Raw genomic sequence first — 17,948 nt, forward strand, 5'->3', positions numbered from 1 at the left:
CCGATCTCTGCATTTCACAGTGATTATTCGATCTGGGAAGAGGGTGCATCGCCAACCGCCCGGTGACGCCCTTGTCCGCTCCCTTCCAGCTTCCGCATGCACAGGCCCTGCGCATTCCCTGCGTGCTGATGCGCGGCGGCACCTCGCGCGGCCCGTTCTTCCTGGAGCGCGACCTGCCAAGCGATCCGGCGGCGCGCGATCGCGTCCTGCTCGCGGCGATGGGCTCGCCGCATATGCTCCAGCTCGATGGCCTCGGCGGCGGCAATTCGCTGACCAGCAAGGTTGCGATCGTCAGCCGCTCCAGCCGGCCCGATGCCGATGTCGACTATCTCTTCGCCCAGGTCGCGGTCGAGCGCGCTTATGTCGACTTGAGCCCGAACTGCGGCAACATGCTTTCCGCCGTCGGCCCCTTCGCGATCGAGGCCGGCCTTGTGCCGGCCGCCGACGGCGAGACGCTCGTTCGCATCCACAACCGCAACACCGGCGCTCTGATCGAGGCGGCTGTGCAGACGCCGGGCGGCGTCGTCGCCTATGACGGCGCGACCGCGATCGACGGTGTCGCCGGCACGGCGGCTCCAATCAAGCTCGGCTTCCTCGAAGCGGTCGGTTCGAAGACCGGCGCATTGCTGCCGACCGGCCTCGCCCGCGAGGAGATCGACGGCGTCCCGGTGACGCTGGTCGACTATGCCACGCCGATGCTGCTGCTGCGGGCAGGCGATCTCGGCCTCGCTGGGGACGAGACGCCGGCCGAGCTCGACGCGAATGCTGCCCTGATGGCGCGCCTGGAAGAGCTGCGCCGCGAGGCTGGCCGCCGCATGGGCCTCGGCGATGTCGCCGGCCGCGTCATTCCCAAGGTCGGCGTGCTCTCGCCGGCGCGCCGCGGCGGCAGCCTGACCTCGCGCTATTTCACCCCGGATCGTTGCCATCGCAGCCATGCCGTCACCGGCGCGCTCTGCGTCGCCGCGGCGAGCCGCATCGCCGGCAGTGTCGCAGCCGAGATGCTTGCCGCCGAGACCGGATCGCTGGTCACGGTCGAGCATCCGAGCGGCGCCATCCAGGTCGACCTTGCGCTCGACGCTGCCGGCCAGGTGGCCCGCGCCAGCCTGGTGCGCACCGCCCGCCGCATTTTCGAAGGAAACGTCATCGTCCCCGCCAGTGCGATCCTCGCGCTTGCAGAGAGGGCGGAAACGGGAGGAGAACTGACCCATGACGATCACGCGCCGCCATCTCTGCAGCCTGATCACGGCCGCCCTGGCCAGCACCTGCCTGCCTGAGTTCGCCCGCGCCCAGGCTGCCTTCCCGGACAAGCCGATGAAGCTGCTGGTGCCCTATGCCGCCGGTGGCGGCACGGACGCGATCGCGCGCCTCGTCGCGCAGGGCGTCGGCGAACGGCTCGGCCAGTCGCTGGTGGTCGAGAACAACGGCTCGGCCGGCGGCAACCTCGCCACCGCCCAGGCGGCCGCGGCTTCGCCCGACGGCTATACCGTGCTGATGGCCAATCAGGGCCCGATGGTGGTCAACCCGCATCTGTTCAAGAATGTCCGCGTCGACCCGCTCACCGCCTTCGACCCGCTGACGCTGATCTCGGCGGCTCCGCTGATCGTGGTGGTTGCGCCGAACTCGCCGCACAAGACGCTGGCCGAGCTCGTCGGACAAGCCCAGAAGAACCCGGGCAAGCTGACCTATGGCTCTGCCGGCAATGGCTCGGCCAGCCATCTGGCGACGATCCTGCTGGCGCAGACCGCGCAGTTCGAGGCCGTGCATGTGCCCTATCGCGGCGCCGGCCCGGCGCTGACCGACCTGCTCGCCGGCAATAGCGACTTCATGGTCACCACCGTGCCGTCCGTGCTTGGCCTGATCGAGGGCGGCAAGGTCAGGGCGCTTGCGGTGACCGGCAAGGGGCGCGCCAAGCTCTTCCCAGAAGTGCCTTCGGTCGCCGAGAGCGGCTGGCCTGACTATGAGGCGACTGCCTGGTACGGCTTCGTCGTGCCCAAGGGCACGCCCAAGGATGTCGCAGCCAAGCTGCGTCAGGCGACGGTCGAGACGATCAACAGCCCGCTCATCCGCGAGCGCCTGCAGAACGAGGGCGCCGAGCCGATCGGCAACAAGCCCGAGGAGTTCGCTGCGATGATGGAGGCGGAATCGCGACGCTGGGCCGGGATCATCAAACAGGCCCGCCTCGCCATCAATTGAGGAGATCTAGGCGATCCGCTTATCGGCGGAATCGCAGAGATCGGCGACGACGCAAGTCTCGCAGGCCGGGCGCAGCGCCTTGCAGGTGTAGCGCCCGTGCAGGATCAGCCAGTGATGCGCGTGCCGGCCGAACTCGGCCGGCACAGCCTTTTCCAGGCCGAGCTCGACCTGCAGCACGTTCTTGCCGGGCGCGATGCGCAGGCGGTTGGCAACGCGGAAGACATGAGTGTCGACCGCGTGGGTGATCTCGCCGAAGGCGATATTGAGCACGACATTCGCGGTCTTGCGGCCGACGCCGGGCAGGCTCTCCAGCGCTTCGCGTGCGGTCGGGACTTCGCTGTCGAACTCGGCGATCAGCTTCTCCGAGAGCGCGATGACGTTCTTGGCCTTGTTGCGGTAGAGCCCGATCGTCTTGATCAGCTCGCGGACTTGGTCCTCGCCGAGCGCAAGCATCTTCTCCGGAGTATCGGCGAGTTCGAACAGCCGCTTCGTCGCCTTGTTGACGCCGGCATCGGTCGCCTGCGCCGAGAGCACGACGGCGACTAGCAGGGTGAAGGCGTTGACATAGTCGAGCTCGCCCTTCGGCTCGGGCCTTTGCTGCCGGAAGCGGCTGAAGATCTCGTAGATTTCGGCGGCGCTGCGCGGCTTCGGAGTTGTGATCCGCTTGGGCGAGGGGCTGCGGCTTTTCGGACTGTTCGGCACGGGCATCGCGGCGTTATAATTCGCGTATGACCTTGGGCAAGCCCAATTCAGACGATGTCGCCGAAGCGGCCGAGAAGCCGGTCTTCGATGCGACGATCACGCCGCACCGCTCGCTCGGCCAGAACGGTTTCCGAACCGTAATGACATTGGTCTGCCTGACCAGCGTCGCCGCCTCGATCCCCTTCATGGTGCTCGGCGCCTGGCCGGTCGCAGGCTTCTTCGGCCTCGACATCCTCGCGCTCTTCATCGCCTTCAAGGTCAACTTCAACGCGGCCCGCGCCTTCGAGCGCATCGTCGTGACCCCACTCGAGGTGCTGCTGCGCAAGGTCTCGCATCACGGGCGCGAGAAAATCTGGCGCTCAAACCCCGCCTGGACCAAGCTCGAACGCGAGGATGACGAGGATTACGGCCTGCTCGAACTCTCCCTGGTCTCGCGCGGCCAGCGCACCGTGGTCGCCTCGGCGCTGTCGCCACAGGAGCGCGAAGGCTTCGCCGAAGCGCTCGGCACGGCGCTCGCCAAGGCCAAGCGTGGCCCGGATTTCGAACCAGCCTGAGCATGGCCGCGACGATCATCCCGCTGATCGCGCTCGCGGTGATCGTCCTCGTGATCGTCGCGACGGTGCGGGCCAATCGCGGCCCGCGCAGTCCGCTGCCCAGCCAAAGCGGCGGCGAGGAATCGGCCCGGGCCTATGGGCTCGTCCTGCGCGACAGGCTCGATCGTTCCCTGTTCGGCCCGGTGCTGGCGGGGCAGGTCTGGGATCGCCTGATGACCCGCCCTGTCGGCGAGGGGCTGATCCACGAATTCCATCGCGATTTCTGCGGCCACGGCCTGATCCGCACGGATGCGGGCGTCAAGCTCTGCGACATCCTCGATGGCCATTATCCCGGCGAGGCCATCGCGCAGTGGCGCTCGCGCGAGGACTTCGTCGCCTTCTTCGCGGAGCAGTCGGATTACAGCTGCAGCGGCTGGGACGAGAGCTCGCCGGTCTTCGCCACCAGCGACGACTGGTATCGCAACAACCAGCGCCTCACGCGCGAGAAGCTGCGACGCTTCGTGTGAACCCAGGCGTCACCGCTCTTGCTGAGCCAGCCAGATCGTGTGGCCGCCGCAATCGGGATCCTCGACGACATGCTCGACGACGGCAAAGCCGTTCTCGTCGAGGAGGTTGCGATACTCCGCTGAATCGAGGCTGCCATGGTAGAGCGGCTCGCCCTCGAAGCTGCCGATCGCCTCACCATGAGCGGGCCCGCTGGTGAAGAGCAGCGCCGCCCCTTGCGCTGCGTGCACGCGAAACAGCGGGAACATCCGGCGCTGGTCGTCGGGCGCCAGATGGAAGAAGCTGTCCCAGGCGATCAGCCCGTCGAAACGTCGGGCGAGCGCAAGTTCGCGCATATCGGCGACTTGCCAAATCTGCTGCGGGAAGCGCTCGCGGCAGAGCGCGATCAGCGGTGCCGACGAATCGATGCCGGTCACGACGCAGTTGCGCTCGATCAGGTGCCTGGCGATCGGCTCGCCCATGCCGCAGCCGATGTCGAGCACCGAGGGACGGGCCGGCAGCAGCGACAGGAAACGGTCGAGCCAGCGCGCCTCCATCAGCTTTCGGCCGCGCTGCTGGTCATAGGCGGCGGCGTGGCGGGTGTAGAGTGAGACGATGGCGTCGGCAGGGTCAGTCATCTGTGGATGTCTACGCGTCTCCTACGGTGAAGACGAGCTTGCCAGCTTTCGGGTGGGATAGGCATGCTGACATCACTAGCTTCGTGAGCATGAGAGATCTGAGATCGCGAGGATAGACCGATGAACGCCCCTTCCAGTCTCAGGACGGCGATGAAGCCCATAGTCGTCTCCAATGCCGTGCTCGCCCGCGCCAGCGAGGCTATCCCCTCGGAGGCCGATTTCCCGGCGGCCGCGCCCGGCTCGGACTACGACACGGTCCGCCGTATCCTGGCCTACATCACCAACAATTGGCGCCAGCAGCCGACGATCGAGGCGATCGCCGATGCCGCCGGCGCGACGCCGACGGATGTGCATCACCTGTTCCGGCGCTGGTGCGGGCTGACGCCCAAGGCCTTCCTGCAGGCGATCACGCTCGATAACGCCAAGGGCCTGCTGGCGTCCTCCGCCAGCATCCTCGACACCTCCTTCGAGGTCGGCCTTTCCGGCCCCGGCCGCCTGCACGACCTCTTCGTCACCCATGAAGCGATGTCGCCGGGCGAATGGAAGACCGGCGGCGAGGGGCTGCGCATGTCCTATGGCTTCCACCAGTCGCCGTTCGGCGAGGCGCTGGTCGTGGTGACCGAGCGTGGCCTTGCCGGTCTCGGCTGGGTCTCGAACAATCTTGACGGCGGCAAAGTCATCGGCGGCCGGGCCGAGGCGCTGGCCGACATGATGCGGCGCTGGCCGCATGCGGATTATCGCTTCGACCCGCAGGCGACGGCACCTTATGCGACGCGCATCTTCGAGCCGGGAAGTTGGTCGCCGCAGACGCCCTTGCGCGTCGTGCTGATCGGCACCGATTTCGAGGTCCGCGTCTGGGAGACGCTGCTGCGCATCCCGGTTGGCTGCGCCACCACCTATGGCGATGTGGCCGACCATATCGGCAAGCCCTCGGCGGCCCGTGCGGTTGGCGCGGCGGTCGGCAAGAACCCGATCTCCTTCGTGGTGCCTTGCCACCGCGTCATCGGCAAGTCCGGTGCGCTCACCGGCTATCATTGGGGGCTGACGCGCAAGCGCGCCATCCTCGGCTGGGAGGCCGGCCAGGTCGCAGGCGGCGAGGCCGCCTGAGCCGAAAGCCTACTGGATGGTCGGAGCGGGCGCCGCCGCGGGCGGGGGCGTCCGCCTTGCCGTGGCCGGGCGCGGCTTGGCCGTCTCGGGCTTGGGCTCGGGCAGGCCGAGGCGGGAGCGGATCGAGGCGGCGCGCGCCTCGGTGATGCGGGCGCCGCAGAAGCCGTGCGAGCCCTCGCGCTGGAAGTCGCGGCAGATCTGTTCGCGCTCCGACGAGAACCCGGCCTGCTCGCGTGCGATCGTGCGCTGCTCCGTCAGGTCGGCCTTGGCCGAGAGCGCCCGGTAGCCGTCGCGCACGGCACCTTCCGCGTGCTTGCGCTCGGCTTCGATGTCTTTGGCGCGGGCGGCCAGTGTACGCGAATCCGGCCCCCAGACGCCGCGCGGCTCGATGCGGCAGGCGGCTGCCTCGATCACGCAGGGCTGCTCCGGCTCGATCACCAGGAAGGCACCGTCGAGCACGTCGAAGACGATCGGGCAGGCCGCGGCTTCGAGCTTGTAGCGCGGCAGTCCCGCCGGCTTGCCGAGCGAGGTCACCGGCACCGCCGCGTCGCCGAAGGAGATGGCGCAGGGTTCGACCAGGTTGCTGGACTGGAAGCCCTCGGCGCGGAGCTTCAGGCCGTAGCCGCTGCCGGTCTTCTCCAGCGTTGCTTCGCCGAAGCCGCCATTGCGCCGCAAGGTCTTGCCGAGAATCGAGTCTTCGCCGGGAATCTTAATGGCCGGCATGGTACGCGGGCGCGGCGTCGACGGGCCGCCAACCGAGGCCGGCGCCGATTGCTGGGCGCCCGGCTGGTTGAAGGGCTGCGCGCCCGGAAGCTGCAGCGGTTGCGCCAGGGCCGCGCCCGCAAGGCCGAGCCAGGCCAGGGCTGCACCGGCAGCGAGGCGGTGGGCAGTCGGGCGGCGGAGCGTCGTCACGGCTGTTTCCTGATGGCGCAAGGTCCATTCTGAATGGAATGGCTACGCCCGTTGCGCAAGAGCATGCGCGCAACACTTACCCGGAATGGTCAGCCCCGCGAATTCTGTGAGGGATACTGCACAAAGCCGATTCTTAATCCGGCTCCGCGCCTTGCAAGCAACCCGTCACCCTCCCTATATACGCCGCGAAGCGATGGTTTTTACGGGCCATCGGGGCCGGATTGCGCCAGGTGCCAGCACTCACATGCGGACGCCGAAACGCAGGGCCGGTCGATCTTTGTTGTAACCGGCGGGCGAAGCCGGAAAGGGGCCAAGGCCCCGTTCCGTCACTTCGGCCGTCAGACGTGGGTATCCCGGGTTCGTTCGCCGCGGAAGGTGGGGGCGGTCCGGGGCCATGGGCCGGGGAGCGGCGTCTTACGCGCGCTCTTCCGGCGATCTGCTAAATCGAAAGGGATCCCATCCATGGGTAAAGTCATTGGTATCGACCTCGGAACCACCAATTCCTGCGTTGCAGTGATGGAAGGGTCGACGCCCAAGGTTATCGAGAATTCCGAGGGCGCACGCACCACGCCTTCGATCGTCGCCATCACGGATGACGGCGAGCGTCTGGTCGGCCAGCCGGCGAAGCGCCAGGCGGTCACCAATCCGGAGCGCACCTTCTTCGCCATCAAGCGCCTGATCGGGCGCACCTTCGACGATCCGATGACCAAGAAGGACATCGATCTCGTCCCCTACAAGATCAAGAAGGCGGCCAATGGCGACGCCTGGGTCGAGGCGGATGGCAAGGATTACTCGCCCTCGCAGATTTCGGCCTTCATCCTGACCAAGATGAAGGAGACGGCAGAGTCCTATCTCGGCCAGCCGGTGACGCAGGCGGTCATCACCGTCCCGGCCTATTTCAACGACGCCCAGCGTCAGGCCACCAAGGACGCCGGCAAGATCGCCGGCCTCGAAGTGCTGCGCATCATCAACGAGCCGACTGCGGCTGCGCTTGCCTATGGCCTCGACAAGAAGTCGGCCGGCACCATCGCGGTTTATGACCTCGGCGGCGGCACCTTCGACGTCTCGATCCTGGAGATCGGCGACGGCGTCTTCGAGGTGAAGTCGACCAATGGCGACACCTTCCTCGGCGGCGAGGACTTCGACATGCGCCTGGTCGAGTACCTGGCGGATGAGTTCAAGCGTGAGCAGGGCATCGACCTGAAGAAGGACAAGCTCGCTCTCCAGCGCCTGAAGGAAGCGGCCGAGAAGGCCAAGATCGAGCTGTCGAGCGCCTCGCAGACCGAGATCAACCTGCCTTACATCACGGCGGATGCCTCGGGCCCGAAGCACCTCGCCATCAAGCTCTCGCGCGCCAAGTTCGAGAGCCTGGTCGACGACCTGATCCAGCGCACCATCGAGCCCTGCCGCAAGGCGCTCAAGGATGCCGGCCTCTCCGCGGGCCAGATCGACGAGGTCGTCCTGGTCGGCGGCATGACCCGCATGCCGAAGGTCCAGGAGGTCGTGAAGCAGTTCTTCGGCAAGGAGCCGCACAAGGGCGTCAACCCCGATGAGGTCGTCGCCATCGGCGCCGCGATCCAGGCCGGCGTGCTGCAGGGCGACGTCAAGGACGTGCTGCTGCTCGACGTGACCCCGCTCTCGCTCGGCATCGAGACGCTGGGCGGCGTGTTCACCCGCCTGATCGACCGCAACACCACGATCCCGACCAAGAAGAGTCAGGTATTCTCCACCGCCGAGGACAACCAGGGCGCGGTGACGATCCGGGTCTTCCAGGGCGAGCGCGAGATGGCCGCCGACAACAAGCTGCTCGGCCAGTTCGACCTGATGGGCATTCCGCCGGCTCCGCGCGGCATGCCGCAGATCGAGGTGACCTTCGACATCGACGCCAACGGCATCGTTTCGGTGACGGCGAAGGACAAGGCCACCAACAAGGAACAGCAGATCCGCATCCAGGCGTCTGGCGGCCTCTCCGAGGCCGAGATCCAGAAGATGGTCAAGGATGCCGAGGCGAACGCCGCCGACGACAAGAAGCGTCGTGAGCTGGTCGAGGCCAAGAACCAGGGCGAGAGCCTCGTGCACTCGACCGAGAAGTCGCTGAAGGATTATGGTGACAAGGTTTCGGCCGCCGACAAGGGTGCGATCGAGACCGCACTCGAAGGCCTCAAGACCGCGCTCACCGGCGAGGATGTCGAGGGCATTCAGGCTCGCACCAACGAGCTGATGCAGGCGTCGATGAAGCTCGGCGAGGCGATGTATGCCGCCAGCCAGGCTGAAGGCGCTGCCGCCGAGGGCGCCGCTGCCGAGGAGCCGAAGAAGGACGACGTCATCGACGCCGATTTCAAGGACGTCAGCGACGACAAGGGCGACAAGAAGAAGAGCGCGTGAGGCGCGCTCGTCATCGACCGTGACGAGGATGGCCGGGCTTGACCCGGCCATTCCTTTAAGGCGATGGCGTCGCAGGACATGACTCGCCGGTCTGCGCGATTGGGGCAGGGCGGCGCAGGGACAGCTGGTTGAATGTCGAAGCGCGACTATTACGAGATCCTCGGGGTCTCCCGGACCGTGACGGAGGTCGAGCTCAAGGGCTCCTTCCGCAAGCTCGCCATGCAGCATCACCCGGACAAGAACCCGGGCGACAAGCAGGCCGAGATCAAGTTCAAGGAGATCAACGAGGCCTATCAGATCCTCTCCGACGGCCAGAAGCGCGCGGCCTATGACCGGTATGGTCACCAGGCCTTCGACAATGGCGGCGGGGGCGGTGGTCCGGCCGACATGTCGGACTTCATGTCCGACATCTTCGAATCCTTCTTCGGCGAGGGCCGCGGCCGTGGCGGCTCGCGCGGTGCCAATGGCCGCGAGCGCGGCGCCGACCTGCGCTACAATCTCGAGATCGGCCTCGAAGAGGCCTATTCCGGCAAGAACGAGACCATCCGCGTCCCGACCTCGGTGACCTGCGAGGTCTGCTCCGGCACCGGCGCAAAGGCCGGCTCGAAGTCGCGCCAGTGCCCGACCTGCGGTGGCCATGGCCGCGTCCGCGCCAGCCAGGGCTTCTTCTCGGTCGAACGGACATGCCCGACCTGCAATGGCCGCGGCGAGATCATCGACGATCCCTGCACCGGCTGTCAGGGCGCCGGCCGCGTCACCCGCGAGCGCACGCTCTCGGTCAACATCCCGGCCGGCGTCGAGGATGGCACCCGCATCCGCCTCGCCGGCGAGGGCGAGGCCGGGCTGCGCGGCGGCCCGGCGGGCGATCTCTACATCTTCCTCTCGATCAAGCCGCACGCCATCTTCCAGCGCGACGGGGCCGACCTGTTCTGCCGCGTGCCGATCGGCCTGACCTCGGCCGCGCTCGGCGGCGAGATCGAGGTGCCGACCCTCAACGGCGACAAGGCGCGGGTGAAAGTCCCCGAGGGCACCCAGACCGGCAAGCAGTTCCGGCTGAAGGGCAAGGGCATGAGCGTGCTGCGCTCGCGCGAGATGGGCGATCTATACATCCAGGTACTGGTCGAGACGCCGCAGAAGCTGACCGCCCGCCAGCGCGAATTGCTGATGGAGTTCGAGCGCGAGAGCTCGGGAGCAACCCACCCCGAGACCGCCGGCTTCTTCGGCCGGGTCAAGGATTTCCTTGGCGGCCTCGGCGGCTCCGCCTGAGACGAAAAAGACGGGCGCCTCGCGGCGCCCGTCTTGCTTTGATCGGAGTCGGCCTGATGCTCAGGCCTTGTCGATCACTTTCTTGACCGCGTCCTTGGTCTTGCCGATCGCCTGCTGGGCCTCGCCCTTGCGCTCCTGCATGATACCTTCGGCTTCGAGGCCGGGCTTGTTCAGCGCCTTGCCGGCGGCCTGCTTGACGTTGCCAGCCGCTTCGTTGGCCATGCCCTTGATCTTGTCGGCGGTGCTGCCCATGGACGTTTTCCTTTTCGAATGACGCGAAATCGGTGCGGTAGCGCCGGTTCGGTGGAAGAACGTTGCCGCCAACTTTTGGTTCCGCCTCTCAGGCGGATGCATTGGCCTCCGCAATCGCACGCAGCGCCTGGCCTGTCGCTTCGTCGGCCGGAAAGAAGGTCTCCAGCGCCAGCTCGGACAGGGTGACGTCGACTGGCGTGCCGAACACGGTCGTGGTCGAGATCAGTGACAGCACGGTCTCGCCGAGCCGCAGGTGCAGCGGCAGCACGATCGGCGGCTCCGCCTCCTCCTGCGCCTTGCCCTTGGCGATCGGCGCAGCCGGGACGGGATAGCTCAGCAATTCGGTCAGGAGCTCGGCGAGCAGAGGGTCGGCCGTGGCGCGAATCTGTTGGCGCAGCCGCGCGATCAGATGGCCGCGCCACTCTGTGAGGTTGATGATCGCCGGCGCGAGCCCGCGCGGATGCAGGCTGAGCCGGAGCACATTGACGGGCGGGCGCAGCAGGTCGGCATCCTCGACGACCGCGAGCATCGGCGCGATCATCTTGTTCGCCGCGAGCAGGGTCCAGTGCCGGTCGACCGCCACGGCCGGGTAGGGCTCGTGCCCCTTGAGCAGCAGGTCGATGGCGCTGCGGGCCGCCTGCAGGCTCGGATCCTCCAGCGAACGTTCGAGATAGACCGGTGCATAGCCGGCCGAGAGCAGGAGCGCGTTGCGCTCGCGCAGCGGCACGCCGAGATGCTCGGCGAGCAGCAGGACCATGTCCCGGCTCGGTATCGAGCGGCCGCTCTCGACGAAGCTCAGATGCTTCTGCGAGATCTCGGCTTCGAGCGCGAGGTCGAGCTGGCTGAGACGGCGCAGCTGGCGCCAGTCGCGAATGAGATGCCCGATCGCGGGCTGCGAGTGCTTGTTCATGCCGGGCAAGCTAGCCGTAGCCGCGCCGCCATCCAATTACCTCGGGCTTAATCGACCGGCCGCCGGGCTTTCGTCAGCATGGCCTCCATCAGCAACCGCCCCGGCTGAGACGGGGCTGAACCGGAGAACAGCCATGGCCTTCATCCAGTCCTCACGTTTCCTGCGCAACGCCCTCGCTCTCGACGCCGCCGCCTGCGCCGGAACCGGCTTGCTGCTCAGCCTCGGGGCCGGCGCTCTCTCCGGCCTGCTCGGCTTCCCGGCGGAGTTCTTGCGCGGCGCCGGTCTCGTGCTCCTGCCTTGCGCCACCTTGCTTGCATTCTTCGCCAGCCGGGAGCGCTTGCCGCGGCTCGCCGTCTATGCGGTGATCGGCGTCAACATCCTCTGGATCGCCGACAGCGTGTTGATCCTGGTCGCCGGCTGGTTCGCGCCGACCACGCTCGGCATCGCCTTCGTCCTGGCCCAGGCCGCCGCAGTGGCCGTCGTTACCGAGCTCGAGGTGATCGGCCTGAAGAAGTCGGTCTCCGATGTTGCGGGAACCGAAGCCGCGCTGCGCTGATCAATCTCTTTCCTAGATCACGCCGCTGCGGTTCTCCCGCGGCGGCGTTTGCTTTGCGACGGCTTGTCACGCAACTGTCGCAAGCGCTCACTAGCCGGAAGGCCTGCCTCCTCACCCTGCGCAACAGGACCGTCCCATGCGCCAACCCCTCGTCCTTGCGGCTCTCGCGACGCTCCTTGCTGGCGGCACCGCCTTGGCCGAGCCGACCTTCAACCGCATCGCCACCTTCCAGGTACCGCTGAACCTGCCTGCCGACCGCGACGCGAAGAAGAAGACCGTCGCCGAGATCATTTCGGCCAACGAGGCCGGGACCCTGCTCGCCTATACCGATGCCGAGCAGAAGGCGATCGGCCTGATCGACATCACCACCGCCAATGCGCCCAAGCCCGCAGGCTTCATCCCGGTCGGCGGCGAGCCGACTTCGGTCGTGATCCTGGGCGAGCGCGCCTTCGCCGTCGTCGTCAGCTCCGGCGACAATTTCAAGGAGCCGGCCGGTCATCTCGCCACCGTCGACCTGAAGACGAAGCAGGTCGCTGCAAGATGCGAGCTCGGCGGCCAGCCCGACTCGATCGCGCTCAGCAAAGACAAGGGCAAGCTCGCCATCGTTATCGAGAACGAGCGCGACGAGAAGCTCAACAAGGGCGACCTGCCGCAGCTCCCCGCCGGCAATCTCACGCTGGTCGGCATCAAGGATGGTGAGGCCGATTGCGCCTCCAGGCAGGTCGTCGATCTGACCGGCATCGCCGCGGTCGAGCCGACCGATCCCGAGCCGGAATTCGTCGACGTCAACCTCGACGGCCTCGCCGTGGTGACGCTGCAGGAGAACAATCACCTCGCCATCGTCGACACCAAGACCGGCAAGCTCGTCACGCATTTCCCGGCCGGCACGGTCGACCTCACGAACATCGACAAGACCCGCGACGGAGAGATCAAGCCGGTCGAGGAGTTGAAGGGCGTGCGGCGCGAGCCTGATGCCGTGCGCTGGCTCGACAATGACCGCTTCGTCACCGCCAATGAGGGCGATTGGAAGGGCGGCTCGCGCGGCTTCACCATCTTCCGCAAGGACGGCACGGTCGAGTTCGATGCCGGCAACATGGTCGATCACCTCGCCATCCGCCTCGGCCACTATCCGGAGCGCCGTTCGGCCGCCAAGGGCAGCGAGCCGGAGGGCATCGAAGTCGGCACCTATCATGGCGAGCGCCTGTTCTTCGTCGGACTGGAGCGCGCCTCGCTCGTCCTCGTCTTCAAGGATGAGGGGCCGGGCAAGGCGCCGCGCTATCTGCAGGCGCTGCCGGGCGGCATCGCGCCGGAAGGGCTGCTCGCCATCCCGCAGCGCAACCTCTTCGTCTCCGCCTCCGAGGCCGATCTCGGCGAGAAGGACGGACCGCGTTCGGCCGTGACCATCTATGAGCGCAGCGAGGCGCCGGCCGCCTATCCGACCATCGTCTCGGTGGATGTCGATGGCGTCCCGCTCGGCTGGGGTGCGCTCTCGGGCCTCGCCGCCCATCCCGAACTGCCGGGCCGGCTCTTCAGCGTCACCGACAGCGCCTATACGCCCTCGCGCATCCTCGAGATCGACGCGACGAAGAAGCCCGCGACGATCACCGGCGCGATCACTGTGACCAGGGACGGCAAACCCGCCTCCTATGACCTCGAAGCGATTGCGACGCGCCCCGGCGGCGGCTTCTGGCTCGCTTCGGAAGGCGCGCCCGAACGCAAGGAGAAGCCGACGCAGAACCTCCTGCTGCGCGCTTCGGCCAAAGGCGAGATCGAGGAGGAGATCGCGCTGCCGGAGGAGTTCGCCGCCAAGGCGATCAACCAGGGCTATGAGGGCGTCGCCGTCACCGGTACCGGCCAGGACGAGACCGTCTGGATCGCCGTCCAGCGCGAGTGGAAGGACGACCCCAAGGGCAAGGTCAAGATCCTCTCCTACAAGCCTTTCACCAAGAGCTGGGGCATCCTCCACTACCCGCTGACCGCTCCTTCTGCCGGCGCCTGGATGGGTCTCTCGGAGCTGACCTATCTCGGTGACGACACCTTCGCCGTGATCGAGCGCGACAACCGGTTTGGCGACAAGGCGGTGAAGACGCTGGCGACCTTCTCGGTAAAGGGATTGAAGCCGGCGCCGTTCGGCTCCTCGGAGATCCCGACGGTCGAGAAGACGCTGCTGCGCGACCTGACGCCCGACCTGATGAAGCTCGGCGGCTACGGGCTCGACAAGGTCGAGGGCATGGCGGTCGACAAGGCGGGCGAGCTCTTCGTCGTCACCGACAATGACGGCGTCGACGATTCCTCCGGCGAGACCCAGTTCTTCGCCTTCGGCAAGCTTGCGAAGTAACGCGGCGGGGCAAAAGGCCGGCGGGTGCTCCTCGCCGGCATCCCTGCCCGCTGCTCAATCCCGTCGATCCGGCCTTGCTGTCGCTGCCGGTGCGTGCCCTACTCCCATGACAAGGGGGAGGACGGCGCATGGCCCATGGGGTTCTCGCACGGAGCGGCTCGCCGCCTCGCCATGAGCATCACGGCTCCGTCCCGACCCTGACGCTCGGCGCCCTCGGCGTCGTCTACGGCGACATCGGCACCAGCCCGCTCTATGCGCTGAAGGAAGCGGCCCGCGCCGCGAGCGCCGGCGGGACCTTGCAGCCGGGAGCCGTCGTCGGCTGCGTCTCGATGATCCTCTGGGCGCTGATCCTGATCATCTCGCTCAAATATTCGCTGCTGATCATGCGTGCCGACAATCGCGGCGAAGGCGGCATCATGGCGATGCTGGCCCTGCTCAAGGCACGCCATGCCAAGCCCGGTTCGAGCCGGGCCTACGTGCTGGTGATCGGGCTCGTCGGCGCCGCGCTGCTCTACGGCGATGGCGCCATCACGCCGGCGATCTCGGTGCTGAGCGCGATCGAGGGCCTCAAGGTCGATGCGCCGTTCCTGGCGCCGGCGATCGTGCCGTTGACCGCTGTGATCCTGATCGGCGTCTTCCTGGTGCAGAGCAAGGGCACCGGCTTCATCGGCAAGCTGTTCGGGCCGATCATGCTGCTCTGGTTCATCGCCCTCGCGCTGCTCGGCATCCGGGGCATCCTGATGGCGCCGGAGATCCTCTCGGCCATCAACCCCTTCAACGCGCTCTACTTTATCACCCACACCGCTCCGGTCGTCGGCTTCGCCGTGCTGGGCGCGACCTTCCTGGCGGTGACCGGCGGCGAGGCGATGTATGCGGATATGGGCCATTTCGGCCCGTTGCCGATCCGCATCGCCTGGCTGACGGTGGTGTTGCCGGCGCTGATGCTCAACTATTTCGGTCAGGGCGGGCTGCTGCTGACCCATCCCGAGGCGCTCGACAACCCGTTCTACCAGCTCGCCCCGGACTGGGCGCATTATCCGATGGTGTTCTTCGCGACGGCGGCTGCCGTCATCGCCTCGCAGGCGGTGATCACCGGTGCCTTCTCGCTGACCCGGCAGGCCGTGCAGCTCGGCCTCTTCCCGGCGATCCGCATCAAGCACACGGCGGATGACCAGAAGGGGCAGATCTATATCCCGATCGTCAACTGGCTGATCTGCCTGGCGACCCTGGGCTCGGTCTTCATGTTCCGCTCTTCCGACGCGCTGGCCGGCGCCTATGGCATCGCCGTCTCTCTGCTGATGGCGATCACCACCGGGCTGGCGGCGCTGATCGCGCTGAAATGGGGCTACAACCCGCTCCTCGTCGTGGCGGTCAACGGCTTCTTCCTGCTGATCGACCTCGCCTTCTTCTCGGCGAACCTGCCGAAGCTGCACGAGGGTGGCTGGTACCCGCTGCTCCTGGCGCTGGTGCTGACGCTGATCATGCTGACCTGGCGGCGTGGGCTTGCCCTGGTCGAGGCGTCACGCAGCCGTCAGCGCGAGCCGGAGAAGGCGTTCCTCGACATCCTGGCGACGAAGCCGCCGCTGCGCCTGCCGGGGACGGCCGCCTTCCTGGCCTCGGCCGCGCGCGGGCTGCCGCTCTCGCTCACGCATTTCGTCCGCCACAACCACGCTTTGCACGAGCGCGTTCTGCTGGTGACCGGCAAGCTCGAGGAAATCCCGCGGGTCTCCGACGAAAACCGGATCGAGCTGATCGAGCTCGCGCCGAGCGTCACCCGCGTGATCCTGCATTTCGGTTTCATGGAGACGCCGCATATCCCGAACGGACTGCGCTGCGGTGTCGAGCGCGGCCTGTTGCCGGGCGTCGATCTCGCCGAGATCTCGTACTATATCGGCCGCGAGACCGTCATCCCGCGCGCGGAGATCGAGGGCATGGCGATGTGGCGCGAAGGGCTCTTCGCCTTCATGCAGCGCAACGCCGAGCGGTCCGCCGCGCATTTCCACATCCCGGCCACGCAGGTCGTCGAGGTCGGGGTCGAGATCGAGATCTGATCAGCTGCGCGGTCCGGTCACCGCGTCATTCCGGGTTCAACCTGCAAGGCTGAGCCCGGAATACATGACTACGGCGCTGGGTCGCATCGCTCCGTCATCGCGAGCGCAGCGAAGCGACCCAGGGGGACTTGCCGTTGTGGTCGGCCACCCCTGGATTGCTTCGTCGCTCTCGCTCCTCGCAATGACGGCGAGACGTTAGAAGACCGGTCTTTCAGAGCCCCAGCTTCTTCTTGCGCTGGCCGAGCGTGCGCAGGCGCAGTGCATTGAGCTTGATGAAGCCGGCGGCGTCGCGATGGTCGTAGGCGACCGCGCCTTCCTCGAAGGTGACGAGGTCCTGATCGTAGAGCGAATAGGGGCTGGAGCGGCCGATGACGTGGACGCCGCCCTTGTAGAGCTTGAGCCGCACCTGGCCGGCGACGAACTCCTGGCTCTTGTCGATCAGCGCCTGCAGCATCTCGCGCTCCGGCGAGAACCAGAAGCCGTTATAGATCAGCTCGGCATATTGCGGCATGAGCTGGTCCTTGAGATGGGCGGCGCCGCGGTCGAGCGTGATCGACTCGATGGCGCGGTGCGCCACGACCAGGATTGTGCCGCCGGGGGTCTCGTACATGCCGCGGCTCTTCATCCCGACGAAGCGGTTCTCGACCAGGTCGAGCCGGCCGATGCCGTTGTCGCGGCCGAGCTCGTTGAGCCTGGCGAGCAGCTTGGCCGGCGAGAGCTGGACGCCGTCGATGGCGACCGCATCGCCCTTGGCGAAGTCGATCGAGATCACGGTCGGAGTGTCCGGCGCTTCCTCGGGCGAGACGGTGCGCGAGAAGACGTAGTCCGGAACCTCCTGCGCCGGGTCCTCCAGCACCTTTCCTTCCGAGGAGACGTGCAGCAGGTTGGCGTCGGTCGAGAACGGCGCCTCGCCGCGCTTGTCCTTGGCGATCGGGATCTGGTGCTGCTCGGCGAAGGCGATCAGCTGCTCGCGCGAGCGCAGATCCCATTCGCGCCAGGGCGCGATGACATGGACGTCGGGCTTCAGCGCATAGGCGGTCAGTTCGAAGCGGACCTGGTCGTTGCCCTTGCCGGTCGCGCCATGCGAGACCGCGTCGGCGCCGACCTTCTCGGCGATCTCGATCAGCTTCTTGCCGATCAGCGGGCGGGCGATCGAGGTGCCGAGCAGATAGACGCCCTCATAGGTGGCGTTGGCGCGGAACATCGGGAAGACGTAGTCGCGCACGAATTCCTCGCGCAGGTCCTCGATGAAGATGTTCTCCGGCTTGATGCCGAGCAGCAGCGCCTTCTGGCGGGCCGGCTCCAGCTCCTCGCCCTGGCCGAGATCAGCGGTGAAGGTCACGACTTCGCAATTATAGGTGGTCTGCAGCCACTTCAGGATGATCGAGGTGTCGAGACCGCCGGAATAGGCGAGCACGACCTTGTTCACGCGCTTGTCGGCCATGGACTGGTCTTCCTGCTATGGCGGCACGAGGGCTCGTGCCTGGAGTAGAGAACGCGGCCCGGCCGGCCGCATTTCGGACGTAACCGGGCACTATCGCAGGGTTCGGGGCGACGCAATCGGAACCTTCTGATCGATCTGGCGTCATCCGCTGATGGGT

General features: G+C 67.0%; 16 protein-coding genes. 10 read left to right on the forward strand and 6 right to left on the reverse strand.

The window, feature by feature from the left end:
- Positions 1–71 precede the first annotated feature (71 nt).
- Together AC3WLC_RS10200 and AC3WLC_RS10205 are read left to right on the forward strand one after the other, a co-directional pair.
- Complete coding sequence (locus AC3WLC_RS10200; protein ID WP_493683824.1) at positions 72–1,274, forward strand: 4-oxalomesaconate tautomerase; 1,203 nt, start codon at positions 72–74, stop codon at positions 1,272–1,274.
- The gene (locus AC3WLC_RS10205) at positions 1,207–2,193 is read left to right on the forward strand and encodes a Bug family tripartite tricarboxylate transporter substrate binding protein (protein ID WP_493683825.1); all 987 of its coding nucleotides are present in this window, start codon (positions 1,207–1,209) and stop codon (positions 2,191–2,193) included. The genes AC3WLC_RS10200 and AC3WLC_RS10205 overlap by 68 nt, the downstream gene beginning before the upstream one ends.
- A 6-nt stretch (positions 2,194–2,199) precedes the next feature.
- Here the strand turns inward: AC3WLC_RS10205 and nth are convergent, their stop codons facing one another.
- The gene (gene nth / locus AC3WLC_RS10210) at positions 2,200–2,901 is read right to left on the reverse strand and encodes an endonuclease III (protein ID WP_493683826.1); all 702 of its coding nucleotides are present in this window, start codon (positions 2,899–2,901) and stop codon (positions 2,200–2,202) included.
- A gap of 20 nt (positions 2,902–2,921) precedes the next feature.
- Here nth and AC3WLC_RS10215 point away from each other — a divergent pair, with 20 nt between their 5' ends.
- Together AC3WLC_RS10215 and AC3WLC_RS10220 are read left to right on the forward strand one after the other, a co-directional pair.
- A complete protein-coding gene (locus tag AC3WLC_RS10215) occupies positions 2,922–3,449 on the forward strand; it encodes a DUF2244 domain-containing protein (protein WP_493683828.1) in 528 nt (175 codons plus the stop codon).
- Between the two features lie 2 nt (positions 3,450–3,451).
- Entirely contained in the window at positions 3,452–3,955 is a 504-nt protein-coding gene (locus AC3WLC_RS10220) for a hypothetical protein (protein ID WP_493683829.1), read from the forward strand.
- 9 nt (positions 3,956–3,964) lie between these two features.
- Here AC3WLC_RS10220 and AC3WLC_RS10225 read toward each other — a convergent pair whose 3' ends face one another.
- Positions 3,965–4,570, reverse strand: coding sequence for a class I SAM-dependent DNA methyltransferase (locus AC3WLC_RS10225; RefSeq protein ID WP_493683830.1), 606 nt, complete (start codon positions 4,568–4,570; stop codon positions 3,965–3,967).
- A 120-nt stretch (positions 4,571–4,690) separates the two neighbouring features.
- Between AC3WLC_RS10225 and AC3WLC_RS10230 the strand changes: the two genes are divergently transcribed.
- On the forward strand, positions 4,691–5,677 hold the full coding sequence (locus AC3WLC_RS10230; protein WP_493683831.1) for a methylated-DNA--[protein]-cysteine S-methyltransferase: 987 nt from the start codon (positions 4,691–4,693) through the stop codon (positions 5,675–5,677).
- Positions 5,678–5,686: 9 nt separating this feature from the next.
- On the opposite strand, the gene AC3WLC_RS10235 is transcribed toward AC3WLC_RS10230, so the two are convergent.
- Positions 5,687–6,589, reverse strand: a complete 903-nt coding sequence (locus AC3WLC_RS10235) for a hypothetical protein (RefSeq protein WP_493683832.1) — start codon at positions 6,587–6,589, stop codon at positions 5,687–5,689.
- A 462-nt stretch (positions 6,590–7,051) separates the two neighbouring features.
- Here AC3WLC_RS10235 and dnaK point away from each other — a divergent pair, with 462 nt between their 5' ends.
- Entirely contained in the window at positions 7,052–8,974 is a 1,923-nt protein-coding gene (dnaK, locus tag AC3WLC_RS10240; RefSeq protein ID WP_493683833.1) for a molecular chaperone DnaK, read from the forward strand.
- Positions 8,975–9,106: 132 nt separating this feature from the next.
- Complete coding sequence (dnaJ, locus tag AC3WLC_RS10245; protein WP_493683834.1) at positions 9,107–10,240, forward strand: molecular chaperone DnaJ; 1,134 nt, start codon at positions 9,107–9,109, stop codon at positions 10,238–10,240.
- A 60-nt stretch (positions 10,241–10,300) separates the two neighbouring features.
- Here the strand turns inward: dnaJ and AC3WLC_RS10250 are convergent, their stop codons facing one another.
- Together AC3WLC_RS10250 and AC3WLC_RS10255 are read right to left on the reverse strand one after the other, a co-directional pair.
- Positions 10,301–10,492, reverse strand: a complete 192-nt coding sequence (locus AC3WLC_RS10250; RefSeq protein WP_152016520.1) for a CsbD family protein — start codon at positions 10,490–10,492, stop codon at positions 10,301–10,303.
- Positions 10,493–10,580: 88 nt separating this feature from the next.
- Positions 10,581–11,402 carry a helix-turn-helix domain-containing protein gene (locus AC3WLC_RS10255; RefSeq protein WP_493683835.1) on the reverse strand — a complete coding sequence of 274 codons (822 nt, stop codon included), beginning with the start codon at positions 11,400–11,402 and terminating at the stop codon, positions 10,581–10,583.
- 133 nt (positions 11,403–11,535) lie between these two features.
- Here AC3WLC_RS10255 and AC3WLC_RS10260 point away from each other — a divergent pair, with 133 nt between their 5' ends.
- The 3 genes from AC3WLC_RS10260 to AC3WLC_RS10270 all read left to right on the forward strand — a co-directional run bounded on the left by AC3WLC_RS10260 (position 11,536) and on the right by AC3WLC_RS10270 (position 16,347).
- Positions 11,536–11,958, forward strand: coding sequence for a hypothetical protein (locus AC3WLC_RS10260; RefSeq protein ID WP_493683836.1), 423 nt, complete (start codon positions 11,536–11,538; stop codon positions 11,956–11,958).
- Between the two features lie 136 nt (positions 11,959–12,094).
- Entirely contained in the window at positions 12,095–14,296 is a 2,202-nt protein-coding gene (locus AC3WLC_RS10265) for an esterase-like activity of phytase family protein (RefSeq protein WP_493683837.1), read from the forward strand.
- Positions 14,297–14,493: 197 nt separating this feature from the next.
- Positions 14,494–16,347, forward strand: coding sequence for a potassium transporter Kup (locus tag AC3WLC_RS10270; RefSeq protein ID WP_493684534.1), 1,854 nt, complete (start codon positions 14,494–14,496; stop codon positions 16,345–16,347).
- 211 nt (positions 16,348–16,558) lie between these two features.
- Here the strand turns inward: AC3WLC_RS10270 and AC3WLC_RS10275 are convergent, their stop codons facing one another.
- Positions 16,559–17,791, reverse strand: a complete 1,233-nt coding sequence (locus tag AC3WLC_RS10275) for an argininosuccinate synthase (protein WP_493683838.1) — start codon at positions 17,789–17,791, stop codon at positions 16,559–16,561.
- Between the last annotated feature and the right edge of the window lie 157 nt (positions 17,792–17,948).

It is taken from the genome of Allobosea sp. GW821-FHT03A12 (genome assembly GCF_058986765.1).

What these genes read in the sequence shown, in the direction of transcription:
- AC3WLC_RS10205 (WP_493683825.1), top strand. Translation starts at nt 1,207, where the DNA reads ATGACGATCACGCGCCGCCATCTCTGCAGCCTGATCACGGCCGCCCTG.
- nth (WP_493683826.1), bottom strand. Translation starts at nt 2,901, where the DNA reads ATGCCCGTGCCGAACAGTCCGAAAAGCCGCAGCCCCTCGCCCAAGCGG.
- AC3WLC_RS10215 (WP_493683828.1), top strand. Translation starts at nt 2,922, where the DNA reads ATGACCTTGGGCAAGCCCAATTCAGACGATGTCGCCGAAGCGGCCGAG.
- AC3WLC_RS10220 (WP_493683829.1), top strand. Translation starts at nt 3,452, where the DNA reads ATGGCCGCGACGATCATCCCGCTGATCGCGCTCGCGGTGATCGTCCTC.
- AC3WLC_RS10225 (WP_493683830.1), bottom strand. Translation starts at nt 4,570, where the DNA reads ATGACTGACCCTGCCGACGCCATCGTCTCACTCTACACCCGCCACGCC.
- AC3WLC_RS10230 (WP_493683831.1), top strand. Translation starts at nt 4,691, where the DNA reads ATGAACGCCCCTTCCAGTCTCAGGACGGCGATGAAGCCCATAGTCGTC.
- dnaK (WP_493683833.1), top strand. Translation starts at nt 7,052, where the DNA reads ATGGGTAAAGTCATTGGTATCGACCTCGGAACCACCAATTCCTGCGTT.
- dnaJ (WP_493683834.1), top strand. Translation starts at nt 9,107, where the DNA reads ATGTCGAAGCGCGACTATTACGAGATCCTCGGGGTCTCCCGGACCGTG.
- AC3WLC_RS10250 (WP_152016520.1), bottom strand. Translation starts at nt 10,492, where the DNA reads ATGGGCAGCACCGCCGACAAGATCAAGGGCATGGCCAACGAAGCGGCT.
- AC3WLC_RS10255 (WP_493683835.1), bottom strand. Translation starts at nt 11,402, where the DNA reads ATGAACAAGCACTCGCAGCCCGCGATCGGGCATCTCATTCGCGACTGG.
- AC3WLC_RS10260 (WP_493683836.1), top strand. Translation starts at nt 11,536, where the DNA reads ATGGCCTTCATCCAGTCCTCACGTTTCCTGCGCAACGCCCTCGCTCTC.
- AC3WLC_RS10265 (WP_493683837.1), top strand. Translation starts at nt 12,095, where the DNA reads ATGCGCCAACCCCTCGTCCTTGCGGCTCTCGCGACGCTCCTTGCTGGC.
- AC3WLC_RS10275 (WP_493683838.1), bottom strand. Translation starts at nt 17,791, where the DNA reads ATGGCCGACAAGCGCGTGAACAAGGTCGTGCTCGCCTATTCCGGCGGT.